We start from the raw sequence: 14,815 nt of genomic DNA on the forward strand, positions 1-14,815 counted from the left end.
ATGCAGATCCGTTTCGCCGACAACCGCCCCGCCGGGGATTTTGCCCTTGTCCTGCCCGCTTCCGGCCAGGGCGATGACAAGCTGGAAACGCTGGGAAGCGATCTCGACGTCGTCAAGGCCGCGATGCGCCGCCAGCGTTTCGAGGGCAAGAAGGGCCAGGTCGCCAGCGCATGGCTCGCCGCCGACAACGGCCGCCGCCTGCTGGTTGTGGGCGAGGGCAAGGGCGATGGCGAGGCGGCCGAGGCGCTGGGCGCGAAGATCAGCGCGACCTTGCTGACATCGGGCGAAACGCATGGCGTTCTCGATCTCACCGGCAGCGATTTCGATGCCGACGAAGCCGCGCGCATCGCCTTTGGCGCCGCGTTGCGGGCATGGCGTTACGATCGCTATCGCACCACGCAGAAGGATCACCAGAAGGTGACGTTCGTCACGTTGACCATCGTCGGTGCTGCGGACGGTGCCGAAGACGCCTGGACGGGCACCTTCGAAGGCATCGCCAAGGGCGTGGCGCTGACCAAGGAACTGGTCACCGAGCCCGCCAACATCATCTACCCCGAAAGCTTCGTCGAGCGCGTGCGCGAGCATGCCAAGGGCACCGATCTTGTGATCGAGACGCTCGGCCAGGAAGAGATGGAAAAGCTCGGCATGAACGCGCTGCTGGGCGTCAACCAGGGCTCCCGCCGCGAACCGCGCCTGCTGATCATGAAGTGGAAGGGCGGCGACGGCGAAAAATTCGATACCGCCTTCGTCGGCAAGGGCGTGACCTTCGATACGGGCGGCATCTCGATCAAGCCCGCCGCGGGCATGGAAGCGATGAAGTGGGACATGGGCGGCGCCGGCGCTGTTGCGGGCGCGATGGTCGCGCTGGCCGCGCGCAAGGCCAAGGCCAACGTGATTGGCATCTGCGGCCTCGTCGAGAATATGCCCGATGGCAATGCACAGCGCCCCGGCGATGTCGTCACCTCGATGAACGGGCAGACGATCGAAGTCATCAACACCGACGCCGAGGGCCGCCTCGTCCTGTGCGACGCGCTCGAATATGTGCAGACCGAATATTCGCCCAAGACGGTGATCGACCTTGCCACGCTGACCGGTGCAATGATCATCAGCCTGGGGCATGAACATGCGGGCATCTTCTCGAACGACGACGATCTCGTCGAACACCTGATCGAAGCGGGCAAGGATAGCGGCGATCGTCTGTGGCACCTGCCGATCGGGCCGGCCTACGACAAGCTGATCGACAGCCCCATCGCCGACATGAAGAATGTCGGCCCGCGCGGCGCGGGGTCGATCACTGCAGCGCAGTTCCTCCATCGCTTCATTCACGACGACGTGAAGTGGGCGCACCTCGACATTGCGGGCATGGCGTGGAGCGACAAGGACAAGACGACCTTCGGCAAGGGAGCGACGGGCTTTGGCGTGCGCGTGCTCGACCGCTACGTGGCCGACAAGCTGGAAGGCTAGGCGCTGCGCGTCGATTTCTACCAGCTGGACGGTGAGGGTGTCCGTGCTGGCGTCCTCGCCGCCATTGCCGGAAAACTTACCGCCGATGGCGAGCGCCTGCTAGTGGTCGCCGAGGACGAGGCACTGCTTGCCAGTCTCAATCGCCAGCTTTGGGAAGAAGGCGGCAAGGGCAGTTTCCTGGCACATGGCATCGTCGATGAAGGCGATGACCAGCGCCAGCCGATCCTGCTGTCGACGCGGACCGTTGCCGCCAACCGTGCGCGGCATATCGCGCTGGCCGATGGTGTGTGGCGCGCCGCCGCGCTCAATTTCGATCGCGCCTTCTTCATCTTCGACCCCGAGACGATCGATGCCGCGCGCACGGCGTGGAAGGATCTCGCATCCGACGACGGGGTCGAGCGCCACTATTGGGCGCGAGAGGACGGCAAGTGGGTCGAAAGGGGCTAGCGCTCCTCGGCGCTGCTCGCTAAGGGCGCGCCAAATCCCTCAGTAGTGGAGAACTGACATGGCGGTCACCCGCACCTTTTCGATCATCAAGCCCGACGCCACGCGTCGCAACCTCACTGGCGCCGTCACCAAGATGCTGGAAGAAGCCGGCCTTCGCGTCGTCGCCTCCAAGCGCATCCATATGAGCCGCGAGCAGGCCGAAGGCTTTTATGCGGTCCACAAGGAACGCCCCTTCTTCGGCGAACTGGTCGAGTTCATGATGAGCGAGCCGGTTGTCGTCCAGGTGCTCGAAGGCGAAGACGCCGTGAAGCGCAACCGCGACATCATGGGCGCCACCAACCCGGCCGAAGCCGCCGAAGGCACGATCCGCAAGGAACACGCACTTTCGATCGGCGAAAACACGGTCCACGGTTCGGACAGCGATGAAAACGCGAAGATCGAAATCGACTTCTTCTTTAATGAAGACGAGATTGTCGGCTAAGCGCTTACGCCAAGCAAATCAGGAAGGCCGCTGGAGAAACCTGGCGGCCTTTTCTGTCTGGAATGGGGTGCAGAGCGGACCTGCAAAAGGGGAGGGCGGCCTCGCTCAATCCTGGTCGTTGGAGTTCGGAATAATATCCTCATAGAGGCCCTCCGAAACTTGAACTTCGGAATCCATGATCGCATCGATGTACGCTTGAAATTCGGGATAGAAGATTGATTTTCTTTGTTCCCAATACCGAGCGAACCCGGGTTGGTCCCTCACTCCAGCAACAATCACCGCAAGCGAGTTTTGGATCTCTGTGTCGAGCGTGCCTTCTGCATTGAGATAGTAACTGTTCTGCAGGTTCAGCATCAAAGCATGCATATTGAGCACGAATTGATACCACTCTGCAGGCGTGAGCGAATCTGGGGATGACAATGCACTCCAGAATATTGAGCTAGCCTGCTCGTTGTTAGCAATCCGCGAGTACCAGGAACTTATGGAAGCGTTGGTGGCGTTGGCTGATGCGTACTGGGTCGCCTGGGCATTACTTCTGAGTTGCAGCCCAACGAAAATAAGCGACAGGACAATCGCTACCGCACTTATGACTTCCGCGATCTGTGCCCATTGCTTCAATTTGAATTTCATAGCCACTCCCCCAATGGCAAAAGAACATCCGAGCTATTCGGCAACCTTGGTCAGTTCACGAATATCAGAGGTTAAGCAAGAGGCGGCCGCGAGAATTGATTTAGAAATCAACAGCGTCTTGCGCCTTCAAGTGGGAATCGACAGCCATAATTGCCATCGCGGCGTCGCCTCCTAGCGCATCCACATGAGCCGCGAGCAGGCCAAAGGGGACCGTCCTTTCTTCGGCGAACTGGTCGAGTTCATGATGAGCGAGCCGGTCGTCGTCCAGGTGCTCGAAGGCGAAGACGCAGTAAAGCGCAACCCCGCGCTTACTTGATTATAATGCCCTCTTTCATGAGTGTTTTCTGGGTCGCCTCGTCAAGTTCCCTTTTTTCGAGTCTCAATTTGAAGTCGGCACAGACGATCAAGTCAGCCGAGGTCACGCTTAGGAGTTGTGATCGCCGTGAAAGACGAGGGCAACGCGACCTCCAAAATTCCAACGCTGGAACGCTGCCTCGAGAACTAGCGTACGTAACTTTTTCCGCTTCGGAGCGCACTTCAACAGGCCCCAGCCCGTTCCCTGCCAAGATGAAATCAAGCGGACTAAGCGACCTCCACGTTTTTCTGAAGTCAATTGGGCCCTCAGTTCTGCGATCTCTGATACAGTCCAACAGATAATTCGATCGCGCAGAAATTATCGGATTTCGACTTAACATCTTTGCGTACAGGAAAACGTTCAAGGCCGCCGCGGGCGCATCTTCGCAAGTGACCGGCTCTTGTCGCGCCAAGCATATGTCCCTTGCCATCGCTAAGACCAAAAACCGTTTTGTTCTCTCATCGTATGGATCGAGGTGAGCAAAGCTATCTTCAGCCGCCAATTCGTCTTCTCGATGCACGGTCGTAATACATTGCTCCGCCCAAACCTCGACCAAGAGAAGTCTTTCTAACGCCTCCGTAGCCGCATCTCTCTGGGCTAAAGGGGATGGCGCTGCCTCGAAGTAAGCTGCATGTGCTCTGCCGATCTCAGTGCCCATGTAGCCGGACGGCGCAGCGTATGCCGCAAGCAAAAATGTCAGCGCACCAAAGAATGAGAAGCGCGCATTGGGTTTGGAAATCCGGGTAGCATTACCGATCTCGAACTTGTTCAAGCAACTTCTCGACGCTGACAGCCAAAATCGCATAAACCTCACCTGCATACACATCAGTACCGTTGGTGACTTCTAGTCAGGGTTCGCCACCATCCCCACAATCGCGATCCGCTCGCCATCAGGGCTAACCGCAATGCGATAACCACCGTCAATCCCGTGCGCGTCCAAGTCCGAAATCTCTTCCCAGCCGCCGCCGCCTTCGCGCCAGCGGTGGAGCTTGTTGTCCTCGATCTGCAGGATCGATCCGTCCGGGCCCCACGTATAGTTGGCGTTGGTGCCGACGATGGGGGTTAGCGGGCGCACGGCCCTGGTCTCGGGGTCGAACGCCTTGATCCACACCTGCTCGTTTGTCTGGCGGTGGACGAAGCTGAAGGTGTTGGTGCCGGGGATCAAGTGCGGGGTGGAGGGCACCGCGTGGCCCGACACGAAATGGTTGTCGCCATCGGCGTCGGTGTACGCGACGTTGTAGCCAAAGCGCGACCAGTAGAACACGTCGCCCGTCGCAAAGTTGCGCGCGAAATAGCCGACCGGCTCGACCACGCCCGGCGCCTCGAGCGCCCAGCGCGGTGTGCCCGGCGCCGAGCGATCGATCTCCCACACCGATCCGTTGCGCTCGGATACCATCGAGATGGTCCGGTTGTCAGGCGAGGGCGTCGGCGAATATTCATTCTCCGGCGTGTTGGTGATGCGCGTGTGCGTGCCGGCCGCGATGTCATATTCGTAGATATCGATCTGTTTGTCATCGGCACGGGCATAGAGGAACGTGTCGCTGCCCGCCGTGAAGAAAGGCTGGTTGTCGTAGAGCGGCTGGTCGGTGACGTTGAGCCCGCCCGACAGCACGTCCTCTTCATTGTCGGCATCGTAGGCGAACAGGAAGATGTCGGGCTGTGGCGAGGGCGTGTCTTGGGCGTAGGCCGCTCCTGAAAGCGCTAGCAGGCTGCAGCTGGCAATCGTCATGAGGCGGATCGGCATTTCGTTCTCCTGGTCGCTTGAAGGCGTGGCTGCATCTTTCCAACCTCCGTCGCCCGAGCACAAGAGGAAGTAATGTCTCGCATCGTGGCCGTCCGGCCCGATGCTAGTTTCGTCGCTCGATCCACCGGATTGCGAGATCGCAAAAAGAACCGTCGGGGAAGAAGAAACCGCCGCCCGAGTCGCGCTCCCTGGCAGCGCGACAGGCGTCCAGCGCTTCGCCCTGTCGGTCCGATACGATAAGCGCTGGAACCATGGCGGAGATATAGCTGTCCGCGTCGGCGCCACCGGCACGGCACAGGTCGATGAACTGGTCGATCGAATATCTTTCGAGGTCTTTCAGCGATGCATTGGCCAATTCCAACAAGCGCGCCGCAACTGCTTCGGGGTTCTCTGCCTCTTCGATGGCAGTTTCGCGAAATGTCGGCTCCCGGCAGGTGAAGGCCCCGGTCAGGCGGAAAGACAATGGCTGCTGCTTATTTTCCGGCAGACCAACGATTTCCCAGAACAAGGGATCGATCGACATTGGCTTTGCCCGCACCACGCCGCGCGTCGATGCCGCGTTGAGGGCGACGACGGGCGATGCGCTGACGAACCAGTCGTCAAATTCGCGGAAAAGGCATCCCTGACTGGCGCGCCATCCGCTTTTCTTGCTCACGGTACGAACGGCTCTCGCCACGTCGCGGCGAAATTGGGTGCGTTTCATTAATCCGCCTCCTCGGCAAGTGGTTGAGCGTAAGCTCTAAAACTCAGCCGCGGCCTTGTGCAGCTTCGCGACCCGCGCGGGGGCGCATTCGACCCAGCTGCGGTACAGCCAGCTTTCGATATGTTCCCAGTCGGTATCGGGGCGGTCGATGCGGATGCCGATCCAGTTGGACGGGCCGTAATATTGCGGGCGGAAATAGAGGTCGGGATCGGCCTCGATCAGCCCCGCCATCTCGTCCTGTCCCGCGCATTTGACGAGTAGCCCGACATGATCCTCGCCGTGATGGCGGATCCACATAATGGCGAAGAATTTGCCCGAGCTTTTGCTGCCGACGCGCCAGGCGGGCGAACCGTGGCTGGTCTTGGCCAAGGTCTCGGGCAAGGCGAGGGCGCGCTGCGCGACCTGCTCGGTCAGCCATTCGGGATCGCTGAAGCGGCCGAGGTAATCGGACAGGACCTTGGGGTAAAGCTGGTGTTCGGCGATGAGCACGCGATCGGCGAGCGTTTCGACCGTATCGCCCGGCATCACCGCGACCTCGACCTGGCCGAGAATGTTGCCTGAATCGAGTTTGGGGATGACCTTGTGCACGCTGGCGCCCGTCACCTTTTCGCCCGCTTCCAGCACGGCCTCGTGCACGCCGATGCCCTTGTGCTTGGGCAGGAGCGAGGGGTGGATGTTGACGATCTTGCCGTCCCACTTTTCAAGGAAATCGCGCGGGATGATGCGCATGAAACCCGCCAGCGCGATCATTTCGGCGCCGTGGGCCTTCAGCTTTTCGTGCAATGTTTCCCAGAAGCCCGTTGCCTTGCCGTCGAGCCGTTCGACGGCGACACCTTCGGCTTCGGCCAGGTCGAGGCCCGGCGCATCGGGCTTGTTGCCGCTCACCAGCACCGGCTCATAGGGGCAATCCTCGGCCTTTGCGGCGTAAATGAGCGCGGCCATATTGCTGCCGCGCCCCGAAATAAGGATGGCAAGGCGGGTGCGCCTAGGCATCGTGGCTGGCCGACCAGCCATCCCCGACGACACTGCAACCGCGCAGGCCATTCACGATTCTACCGATGCGCAGCACGTTCTCGCCGGCATCTTCGAGCGCCTTGGTGACTGGCCCGACATGATCGGCATCGACCAAGGCGACCATGCCGATGCCGCAATTGAAGGTGCGCACCATTTCCGAATTGGCGATGTTCCCGGCATCGCGCAGCATGGCGAACAGCGGGGGAAGCGTTAGGTTTGACAGCGAGACTTGGGCACGCAGGCCTTCGGGCAGGATGCGCGGAATATTTTCCAGCAGGCCGCCACCCGTGATGTGCGCGAGCGCCTTGATGTCGCCCGCGCGCACCAGCGGCAGCAGCGCCTGCACATAGATGCGCGTCGGTTCGAGCAGCGCTTCGCCGATCGTCCTGTCGGCGTCGTAGGGCAGGGGGTCATCGAGCTTCCAGCCTTCCTGCTCGATGATGCGCCGCACCAGCGAGAAGCCGTTCGAATGTACGCCCGAGCTTTCGAGCCCGATCAGCAGGTCGCCTTCGCTGGCTTCATTGCCGACCAGCGCACCCGCGCGTTCCACCGCGCCCACACAAAAGCCTGCAAGGTCATAATCATCTTCGCCGTACATGCCCGGCATTTCCGCGGTTTCGCCGCCGATCAACGCACAGCCGGCTTCTCGGCATCCCGCGGCAATGCTGGCGACCACCGCCTCGGCGACGTCATTGTCGAGCTTTCCGGTGGCGTAATAGTCGAGGAAAAAAAGCGGCTCGGCGCCCTGCACAATGAGATCGTTGACGCACATCGCGACAAGGTCGATGCCCACGCCGTCATGGCGTCCCGCTTCGATCGCCAGTTTGAGCTTGGTGCCAACCCCATCATTGGCCGCGACCAGCAGCGGGTCCTTGTATCCGGCAGCCTTGAGATCGAAAAAGCCCCCGAATCCGCCCAATTGCGCGTTGGCGCCGGGGCGCGCAGTGCTTTTGGCATGAGGGCCGATCTGGCCGACCAACCTGTTACCCGCGTCGATGGAAACGCCAGCATCGGCGTAGGTAAGGCCTTTTTTCTCGCTCATGCGGGGTGTGCTAGCCATATCGGCCTTGGATTTCCACGCCATTGTCGCCAAAAGCGACATTCATGAGCGGATATCATCCCATCCTAAGGCCCGTCGTCTGGGTCATCCTCCTGATGGTGCTGGGCGGGGTCGCCGTTGCGCAGATGGAAAGCGGCGATCGCGGCATTCCCCCGATCGCCAGCGAAGGCCTGCTCGATGTCGGCGGGATCGAGGTCGATGTCGGCGGCGAAACTGCGCAGGAAGCGCGCCTTGCGGGCTGGCGCATCGCGCAGCGCGAAGGGTTTGCGAAACTGTGGGCGAGCAATAGCGGCCGTCCCGCCAGCCAAGCGCCGCGCCTGTCCGATTCCACCCTCGACAGCTTGGTCAGCGCGATCGTGGTCGAGGAAGAGCGCATCGGTCCCAAGCGCTATATCGCGCGGCTCGGCGTCCAGTTCGACCGCCAGCGCGCAAGCCAGTATGTCGGCCTGTCGGGCGCACGCCGGCGCAGCGCGCCGATGTTGCTGGTGCCGGTCATCGCGACCGCGGGCATGGAATTTTCGATGGAGCGCCGTAACCCGTGGCAGGCGGCCTGGGCGCAATATCGCACCGCAGCGACGCCCATCGATTATATCCGCCTGTCGGGCGTCGGCTCCGATCCGTTGCTGGTCAACGCTGCTGCCGTGCGTCGCAAGAACGCGCGTTACTGGAAATCGGTCGCCGATTTCTACGGCGCCAACAATATCCTGATCGCGCAGGTGCAGCTGCATCACCGCTATCCGGGCGGTCCCGCAACGGGCAATTTCGCGGCATTTTATGGTCTCGACCGTGAGCCGCTCGGCAGTTTCACGCTGACGAGCGAAGGAGAAGACGGCGTGCCCGCCATGATGAATGAGGGGGTCGAGCGCATGAACGGCCTGTTCGCTGCGGCCTTCCGTAGGGGCACGATCAAGGCCGATCCCAACCTTATCATTCAGGAAGCTGCGCCGCCGCCAATCGAAGAGGTTATCTTCGCGGAGATACCCTTCCAGATCCAACTCGTTTCGCCGTCTGCTGCCGATTATGATGCCGGGGTTGGAATGCTGCGCGCCATCCCGGGCGTGACGGCAGTCACCGAAACGAGCCTGGCGATCGGCGGGACGTCCAATCTCGTGATTACGTATCGCGGCACTGCCGACGGATTGCGCAGTGCGATCGGCGCAGCAGGCTGGAGTGCCGAATATTCGGGCGGCGCGCTCAGGGTCTCGCGTCCGGGGGCGTGATGTCCACCCAGATCGCGCTTCCCCTCGATTGGCCGCAGGACGATGATGGCGGACGCTTCATTGCCAGTGCGGCAAATACCGCCGCGCTCGATCATCTCGAACGCTGGGCGCAGTGGCCGGTCAAGGCGACGATCATCACCGGGCCGCGCCGTTCGGGTCGTTCGCTGCTGGCGCGTACTTTTGTCGACCGGGTCGGAGGGCGCCTCTTCGACAACGCCGAAGACCATGACGAGGAAGCGCTATTTCATGCCTGGAACCAGGCCCAGGAGACGGGCCATCCGATGGTCATGGTGGCGGACCGCGTGCCGCCAGCCTGGGAAGCGCAGCTGCCGGATCTTCGCACCCGTCTTGCCGTCACCCCGACGACCGAGATCGAGGACCCCGACGACGCCTTGTTCGGTCAGCTGCTGGCCCTGCACTTTGCCGATCGCGGGCTGCATTTGTCCGAAGAAGCGCAGCGCTATATCGCAATTCGGGTCGAAAGGACCTATTTTGCTGCCGAGCGCATTGTGGAAATGATCGATCGGCACGCGATTGCCGAGAAGGCGCGATTGACGATCCCGACCATCCGCAAGGCGCTGGAAGCCATGAGCGAGGGTGCGCGATGAACGAGATGGCGAGCATTGAAGGAGCGAGCGCGGTCGGCCCCGAGCGCTTCACCAATCGTGAGCTGTCCTGGCTGGAATTCAATCGCCGCGTTCTCGAAGAAGCGCGCAACGAGAACCACCCGTTGCTCGAACGCCTGCGCTTCCTGTCGATATCGGGCTCCAACCTCGACGAGTTTTTCATGGTGCGCGTTGCGGGCCTCAAGCAGCAGCAGGTCCAAGGGATCGAGGAACGCTCGATGGATGGCATGACCCCGACGCAGCAGCTCAATGCCATCAGCAAGGTCGCCGACCAGCTGGGCGCCGAAGCGCAGGCGATCTGGGGCGATCTCAGCGACGCGCTGGAAAAAGCCGGCATCGATATCATCCATCGCCAGGAACTGACCCAGCGCGAACGGACCTATCTGTCGAACCGCTTCGATGCGGAAATACTGCCGGTGCTGACCCCGCAGGCGGTCGATAACGTCAATCCGTTCCCCTTCGTGCCCAATGCGGGCTTCGGGCTGATCTTCAACCTGTTCGATCCCAAGTCTGGCGAGAACATCATCGAATTGCTGATGATCCCGCAAGCATTGCCGCGCTTTTTCACCTTGCCCTGCCGCGGCAGGAAAAAGCGCGTCATCGCCATCGAAAGCGTCATCCGCGAGTTTTTCGACCGAATCTTTCCCGATTTCGAGCGCTTGGAAGCGGGCGCGTTCCGCGTGTTGCGCGATAGCGATATCGAGATCGAGGAAGAGGCCGAAGATCTGGTCATGACCTTCCGCTCGGCGATCAAGCGACGCCGCCGCGGGCGTGTCATCCGCCTAGAAATGGCTGCCGACACGCCTGAAACCCTGCAGCATATCATTCGCGAGGGGCTGGAAGCCGATCACGCTTTGATCGTGGAGAGCGCGGGCTTTATCGGCATCACCGACCTCGCGGGTATCGTCGAAGTCGATCGGCCCGATCTGAAGTTCGAACCCTATTCGCCGCGCTTTCCTGAACGCATCAAGGAATATGGCGGCGACTGCTTTGCCGCGATCAAAGCCAAGGACATCATCGTCCAGCACCCCTACGAGACCTTCGATGTGGTCGTGAGCTTCCTGCGCCAGGCGGCCGAAGACCCCGATGTAATCGCGATCAAGCAGACGCTGTATCGCGCCGGTAAACAGTCCGAAATCATCGATGCACTCGCCGCTGCCGCCGAAGCGGGCAAATCGGTGACCGCGGTGGTCGAACTCAAGGCGCGCTTCGATGAAGAACAGAATTTGCTTTGGGCCGCGCGGCTCGAACGTGCGGGCGTCCAGGTGGTCTACGGCTTCTTCGAATGGAAAACCCACGCCAAGGTGTCGATGGTGGTGCGCCGCGAAGGCGCCAAGATGCGCACCTACACGCACTGGGGTACGGGCAATTACCACCCGGTCACTTCCAAGATTTATACCGATCTAAGCTATTTCACCGCTTCGACCCGTGCCGCGCGCGATGCTGCCAAGCTGTTCAACCTCGTCACCGGTTTCGTCCAGCCCAAGGGTCTCGAAATGGTGACGATGAGCCCCAGCGGGCTGCGCGATCGCATCATGACGCTGATCGACCGCGAAATCGAGAATTCGAAAGAAGGCAGGTCAGCCGCCATTTGGGCCAAGATGAACCAGTTGACCGACGAGGCCGTCATCGATCGCCTCTACGAAGCGAGCCAGGCCGGTGTGTCGATCGATCTGGTGGTGCGCGGTATCTGTTGCCTGCGTCCGGGGATCGAAGGCCTTTCCGAGAATATCCGGGTCAAGTCGATCGTTGGGCGATTCCTCGAACATTCGCGCATTTTCGTGTTCGCCAACGGCGAGCGCTTGCCGCATCGCAAGGCCCGCGTGCTCATCAGTTCGGCCGACTGGATGCAGCGCAACTTCGACCGGCGCGTGGAATATATGATGCCGCTGGAAAACCCCACCGTGCACGCACAGGTGCTCGACCAGATCATGATCGCCAACCTGATCGACAATGAGCAGAGCTGGAGCCTCAACCCCGACGGCAGTTACGACCGGCTGCAGCCCGGCAAACGACGCTTCAACCTGCATCATTATTTCATGAACAACCCGTCATTGTCCGGACGCGGTGCGGCACTGGCGGGCAAGCGCGTACCCAAACTCAAACTCATCCAGCGAGGCGGATGAGCATACAGGTCCCCTTCGGTCCTGTCGGCATCATCGACATCGGTTCAAACTCGGTGCGCCTCGTCGTCTATGGCGGGACCGAGCGGGTGCCCTCCATTCTCTATAACGAAAAGGTTATGGCCGGCCTCGGGCGCACGATCGGCGCGGACGGCAATATGAGCGATGAAGCGATGGAGATGGCGCTTGGCGCGCTGGCCCGCTTTCGTAAGGTCACCCGCCGCATCGGCACGCGCCGCCTGCGCACCGTGGCGACTGCTGCCGTCCGCGACGCCAAGAACGGGCCCGATTTCCTCGCCGCCTGCGCGAAAATCGGGATCCGGCCGGCGCTGATTTCGGGCGAGGAAGAGGCGGTCGGCGCGGCCTTTGGCGTCCTCAGCGCTTTCCCGCGCGCAGGCGGTGTCGTGGCCGATCTTGGCGGCGGCAGTCTTGAACTGGCGGGGGTCGCGCGGGGTGCCGTCGGCAACGTCGTGAGCCTGCCGCTAGGCGTGCTTCGCGTAGGTGAGGAGCCCGATGTCAGGCATATTGCAGACACGCTCGATGCGGCGCTCGATGATAGCCGCCTTCGCGATGCCGCGCGGGGCAAGAAACTCTATCTGGTCGGGGGCAGCTTCCGCTCGGTCGCGATGCTCGAGATGATGTTATCGGGTCACCCGTTACCGATCGTCCATGCGCACAGGCTGGACGTCGGCCAGCTCGATGCGCTTGCCGACTTTGTCGATCGCGCGCGCAAGAAGGACATCAAGCAGTTCGGTCGCATTTCGACCGACCGCATTCCGCATATGCCTGCGGCCATCGCGATCCTGAAGCAGTTGGCTCAAAAGCTCGGGCCGGGGCGGGTGCTGGTTTCAAGCTACGGTCTGCGCGAAGGCCTGCTCTATGCCGACCTGTCGGAAAAGAAACGATCGGAAGATCCGCTGCTCGCCGCCGCGCTAGAGGTGGGTAGGCGTCTGGGCCGTTTCGGCGATCATGGCGCGCTGCTCGATCAATATATTTCGCCGCTGTTCGTGGGCGAGGGGGCAAAGACGCAGCGGCTACGCCTCTGCTCCTGCCTGCTTGGCGATATTGCGTGGAATGCGCATCCCGATTTTCGCGCCGAACGTGCGGTCGACCTGGCAACGCACGGCAACTGGGTCGGCATCAACGCGCATGGGCGGGCCAAGATCGGGCTTGCGCTCTATACCGCGTTCGGGGGCGACGGTGGGTATGACGAGAAGCTCTCATCGCTGCTCTCGCTCAAGGATATCGGGCGCGCGCAGGCTTGGGGCAAGGCGATCCGCTTTGCGCAGCGCCTGTCGGCGGGCACGGCCAATATCCTCAAGAAAACAAGCCTCGAACTGGTCAAGGACACCATCGTGCTGACGCTTCCGGAGAAAGAGTGTACGCTTTATTCGGACGCCGTCATGAAGCGGTTCGACCAGCTTGGTCAGGCGATGGGCAAGGACCTGGCGGTCCGCTTTTCCTAGCCGCAGTCGACCTTCGCGATGTTACCAGCTTCATCGAGATAGACGGTAAGCCGATCGGGGCGGTAGTCCGCGGTCACAACCATATCGTGACCAGCCCAGCGGAAAATGCGGGCCCCCGAAATCGACTGCATTTCCGCCGCCAATTCCTGTGTTCCCTTCTGCCCGATAAAGCGATCGAGTTCCTCGGTCGAACAGGACCCGTCGGCGCCTCTGATCGGGGGTTCGTCCATCTCAGGTACAGCGCAGGCCATCAGCGCCAGCGGCGCGATAATAAGAGATACTCGCATTACTCATCTCCGATCCGGCTCATCTTGAGCTTTCCGTTTTCGGTCGCGAAGGCGAGACGGCCTTCTACCAGATCCAGCGCATCGCGGCCGAATTCTTCATAACGCCAGCCCTTGAGGATATCCAAATCCTCGCGCACCCCGGCGGCAAGCAATTCCAGATCGCTCGCCCGCGCAATCAGGCGCGCCGCCACGTTGGCTTCTTTCGAACGAATCTTGAGCAGCAGTTTCAACAGATCGCTGACAAGCGCCGCATCCTTGGTGAGACCGGGACGGCGCGGTTTCTTGGGCGGCATCTCGTCCGGCGACAGCGGTTCGGCATGTTGCACGGCTTCCATCAGCCGCGCGCCGATATCGTTGTCACGCCAACCCTTGGACAGGCCACGGATCTTGACGAGATCCGACTGGTGCTTGGGAGGGTGATTGGCGATCTCGCCGAGCGAATCATCCTTGACGATACGACCGCGCGGCAGGTTCTTCTCGCGCGCTTCGCGTTCGCGCCAGGCCGCCAGGGCCTTGAGGCGCCCGAGCACCGCCGGATTGCGTCCCGGCAGCCGCAGCCGCTTCCACGCGTCTTCGGGTTCGAATGCGAATGTCGACGGATCGGCCAGCCGTTCCATCTCCTCGTTAAGCCAGCGACCGCGGTCCAGTTCGACGAGCTGGTCGAGCAACTTTGGAAACATCTCGACCAGGTGCGTGACGTCGGCAATCGCATAATCAATCTGGCGCTTGTCGAGCGGACGGCGCGACCAGTCGGTAAAACGCGCGCCCTTGTCGAGCTGGATACCGAGGACAGCCGATACGAGGTTCGCGTATCCGATCTGCTCGCCATAGCCCAGCGCCATGCCCGCAATCTGCGTATCGAACAGCGGAAAAGGGACCTTTCCGGTTAGGTTGTGAAATATCTCGAGGTCCTGCCCGCCCGCATGGAAGACCTTGAGGACGTCCTCGTTCTCGACGAGCAGGTCGAGCAGGCTCGACATGTCTATCCCATCGGCCAGCGGATCGATCGCGGCAGCTTCGTCGGGCGAGGCGATCTGGATCAGGCACAGTTCGGGCCAATAGGTGTTCTCGCGCATGAACTCGGTGTCCACGGCGACGAATTCGTGGGTAGCGAGGCGTTCGACCAGCGCGTCCAGATCTTCGGTTTTGGTAATTAGCTTGTGAATTTTCATACTTGGGGGCCGCTCTAGCCGCT

At 61.3% G+C, this 14,815-nt stretch carries 14 protein-coding genes and 1 pseudogene; 8 read left to right on the forward strand and 7 right to left on the reverse strand.

The annotated features are described in order from the left end of the window. The 3 genes from NUX07_RS06195 to ndk are packed head-to-tail and all read left to right on the forward strand — an operon-like array spanning position 1 to position 2,392. Complete coding sequence (locus NUX07_RS06195; RefSeq protein ID WP_265529666.1) at positions 1-1,464, forward strand: leucyl aminopeptidase; 1,464 nt, start codon at positions 1-3, stop codon at positions 1,462-1,464. A 3-nt stretch (positions 1,465-1,467) separates the two neighbouring features. Next, a complete protein-coding gene (locus tag NUX07_RS06200) occupies positions 1,468-1,911 on the forward strand; it encodes a DNA polymerase III subunit chi (RefSeq protein ID WP_265530760.1) in 444 nt (147 codons plus the stop codon). Between the two features lie 58 nt (positions 1,912-1,969). After that, a complete protein-coding gene (gene ndk / locus NUX07_RS06205; RefSeq protein ID WP_265529668.1) occupies positions 1,970-2,392 on the forward strand; it encodes a nucleoside-diphosphate kinase in 423 nt (140 codons plus the stop codon). A gap of 105 nt (positions 2,393-2,497) precedes the next feature. Here the strand turns inward: ndk and NUX07_RS06210 are convergent, their stop codons facing one another. Then, positions 2,498-3,022, reverse strand: a complete 525-nt coding sequence (locus tag NUX07_RS06210) for a hypothetical protein (RefSeq protein WP_265529670.1) — start codon at positions 3,020-3,022, stop codon at positions 2,498-2,500. A gap of 175 nt (positions 3,023-3,197) precedes the next feature. On the opposite strand from NUX07_RS06210, the pseudogene NUX07_RS06215 reads away from it, so the two are divergent. Further along, positions 3,198-3,323, forward strand: a pseudogene (locus tag NUX07_RS06215) (nucleoside-diphosphate kinase); the annotation flags it as partial. 898 nt (positions 3,324-4,221) lie between these two features. Here NUX07_RS06215 and NUX07_RS06220 read toward each other — a convergent pair. The 4 genes from NUX07_RS06220 to purM all read right to left on the reverse strand — a co-directional run bounded on the left by NUX07_RS06220 (position 4,222) and on the right by purM (position 7,880). After that, positions 4,222-5,121: a TolB family protein gene (locus tag NUX07_RS06220; protein WP_265529671.1), complete on the reverse strand. Its 900-nt coding sequence runs from the start codon at positions 5,119-5,121 to the stop codon at positions 4,222-4,224. A gap of 103 nt (positions 5,122-5,224) precedes the next feature. Then, positions 5,225-5,824: a hypothetical protein gene (locus NUX07_RS06225; RefSeq protein WP_265529673.1), complete on the reverse strand. Its 600-nt coding sequence runs from the start codon at positions 5,822-5,824 to the stop codon at positions 5,225-5,227. A gap of 36 nt (positions 5,825-5,860) precedes the next feature. Continuing rightward, entirely contained in the window at positions 5,861-6,817 is a 957-nt protein-coding gene (purN, locus tag NUX07_RS06230) for a phosphoribosylglycinamide formyltransferase (protein ID WP_265529675.1), read from the reverse strand. Continuing rightward, the gene (purM, locus tag NUX07_RS06235) at positions 6,810-7,880 is read right to left on the reverse strand and encodes a phosphoribosylformylglycinamidine cyclo-ligase (RefSeq protein ID WP_265529677.1); all 1,071 of its coding nucleotides are present in this window, start codon (positions 7,878-7,880) and stop codon (positions 6,810-6,812) included. The genes purN and purM overlap by 8 nt, the downstream gene beginning before the upstream one ends. 62 nt (positions 7,881-7,942) lie before the next feature. On the opposite strand from purM, the gene NUX07_RS06240 reads away from it, so the two are divergent. From NUX07_RS06240 to NUX07_RS06255, 4 genes are read left to right on the forward strand one after another with little or no spacing between them, the layout of a single operon-like run. Continuing rightward, on the forward strand, positions 7,943-9,118 hold the full coding sequence (locus tag NUX07_RS06240; RefSeq protein WP_265529679.1) for a heavy-metal-associated domain-containing protein: 1,176 nt from the start codon (positions 7,943-7,945) through the stop codon (positions 9,116-9,118). Beyond that, entirely contained in the window at positions 9,118-9,726 is a 609-nt protein-coding gene (locus tag NUX07_RS06245) for an HdaA/DnaA family protein (RefSeq protein ID WP_265529680.1), read from the forward strand. The genes NUX07_RS06240 and NUX07_RS06245 overlap by 1 nt, the downstream gene beginning before the upstream one ends. Continuing rightward, complete coding sequence (locus NUX07_RS06250; protein ID WP_265529682.1) at positions 9,723-11,870, forward strand: RNA degradosome polyphosphate kinase; 2,148 nt, start codon at positions 9,723-9,725, stop codon at positions 11,868-11,870. Before NUX07_RS06245 ends, NUX07_RS06250 begins: the two co-directional genes overlap by 4 nt. Continuing rightward, positions 11,867-13,333, forward strand: coding sequence for a Ppx/GppA family phosphatase (locus NUX07_RS06255; protein ID WP_265529684.1), 1,467 nt, complete (start codon positions 11,867-11,869; stop codon positions 13,331-13,333). Before NUX07_RS06250 ends, NUX07_RS06255 begins: the two co-directional genes overlap by 4 nt. On the opposite strand, the gene NUX07_RS06260 is transcribed toward NUX07_RS06255, so the two are convergent. After that, on the reverse strand, positions 13,330-13,620 hold the full coding sequence (locus NUX07_RS06260; RefSeq protein WP_265529685.1) for an I78 family peptidase inhibitor: 291 nt from the start codon (positions 13,618-13,620) through the stop codon (positions 13,330-13,332). The genes NUX07_RS06255 and NUX07_RS06260 overlap by 4 nt on opposite strands. Continuing rightward, positions 13,620-14,792 carry a ribonuclease D gene (rnd, locus tag NUX07_RS06265; protein ID WP_265529686.1) on the reverse strand — a complete coding sequence of 391 codons (1,173 nt, stop codon included), beginning with the start codon at positions 14,790-14,792 and terminating at the stop codon, positions 13,620-13,622. Before rnd ends, NUX07_RS06260 begins: the two co-directional genes overlap by 1 nt. Between the last annotated feature and the right edge of the window lie 23 nt (positions 14,793-14,815).

Origin of the sequence: Sphingomicrobium marinum, assembly GCF_026157105.1 — a bacterium.
Lineage (GTDB): Bacteria > Pseudomonadota > Alphaproteobacteria > Sphingomonadales > Sphingomonadaceae > Sphingomicrobium > Sphingomicrobium marinum.

What these genes read in the sequence shown, in the direction of transcription:
- purM (WP_265529677.1), bottom strand. Translation starts at nt 7,880, where the DNA reads ATGAGCGAGAAAAAAGGCCTTACCTACGCCGATGCTGGCGTTTCCATC.
- NUX07_RS06210 (WP_265529670.1), bottom strand. Translation starts at nt 3,022, where the DNA reads ATGAAATTCAAATTGAAGCAATGGGCACAGATCGCGGAAGTCATAAGT.
- NUX07_RS06255 (WP_265529684.1), top strand. Translation starts at nt 11,867, where the DNA reads ATGAGCATACAGGTCCCCTTCGGTCCTGTCGGCATCATCGACATCGGT.
- NUX07_RS06225 (WP_265529673.1), bottom strand. Translation starts at nt 5,824, where the DNA reads ATGAAACGCACCCAATTTCGCCGCGACGTGGCGAGAGCCGTTCGTACC.
- purN (WP_265529675.1), bottom strand. Translation starts at nt 6,817, where the DNA reads ATGCCTAGGCGCACCCGCCTTGCCATCCTTATTTCGGGGCGCGGCAGC.
- NUX07_RS06260 (WP_265529685.1), bottom strand. Translation starts at nt 13,620, where the DNA reads ATGCGAGTATCTCTTATTATCGCGCCGCTGGCGCTGATGGCCTGCGCT.
- NUX07_RS06195 (WP_265529666.1), top strand. Translation starts at nt 1, where the DNA reads ATGCAGATCCGTTTCGCCGACAACCGCCCCGCCGGGGATTTTGCCCTT.
- NUX07_RS06250 (WP_265529682.1), top strand. Translation starts at nt 9,723, where the DNA reads ATGAACGAGATGGCGAGCATTGAAGGAGCGAGCGCGGTCGGCCCCGAG.
- NUX07_RS06245 (WP_265529680.1), top strand. Translation starts at nt 9,118, where the DNA reads ATGTCCACCCAGATCGCGCTTCCCCTCGATTGGCCGCAGGACGATGAT.
- rnd (WP_265529686.1), bottom strand. Translation starts at nt 14,792, where the DNA reads ATGAAAATTCACAAGCTAATTACCAAAACCGAAGATCTGGACGCGCTG.
- NUX07_RS06220 (WP_265529671.1), bottom strand. Translation starts at nt 5,121, where the DNA reads ATGCCGATCCGCCTCATGACGATTGCCAGCTGCAGCCTGCTAGCGCTT.
- NUX07_RS06240 (WP_265529679.1), top strand. Translation starts at nt 7,943, where the DNA reads ATGAGCGGATATCATCCCATCCTAAGGCCCGTCGTCTGGGTCATCCTC.
- ndk (WP_265529668.1), top strand. Translation starts at nt 1,970, where the DNA reads ATGGCGGTCACCCGCACCTTTTCGATCATCAAGCCCGACGCCACGCGT.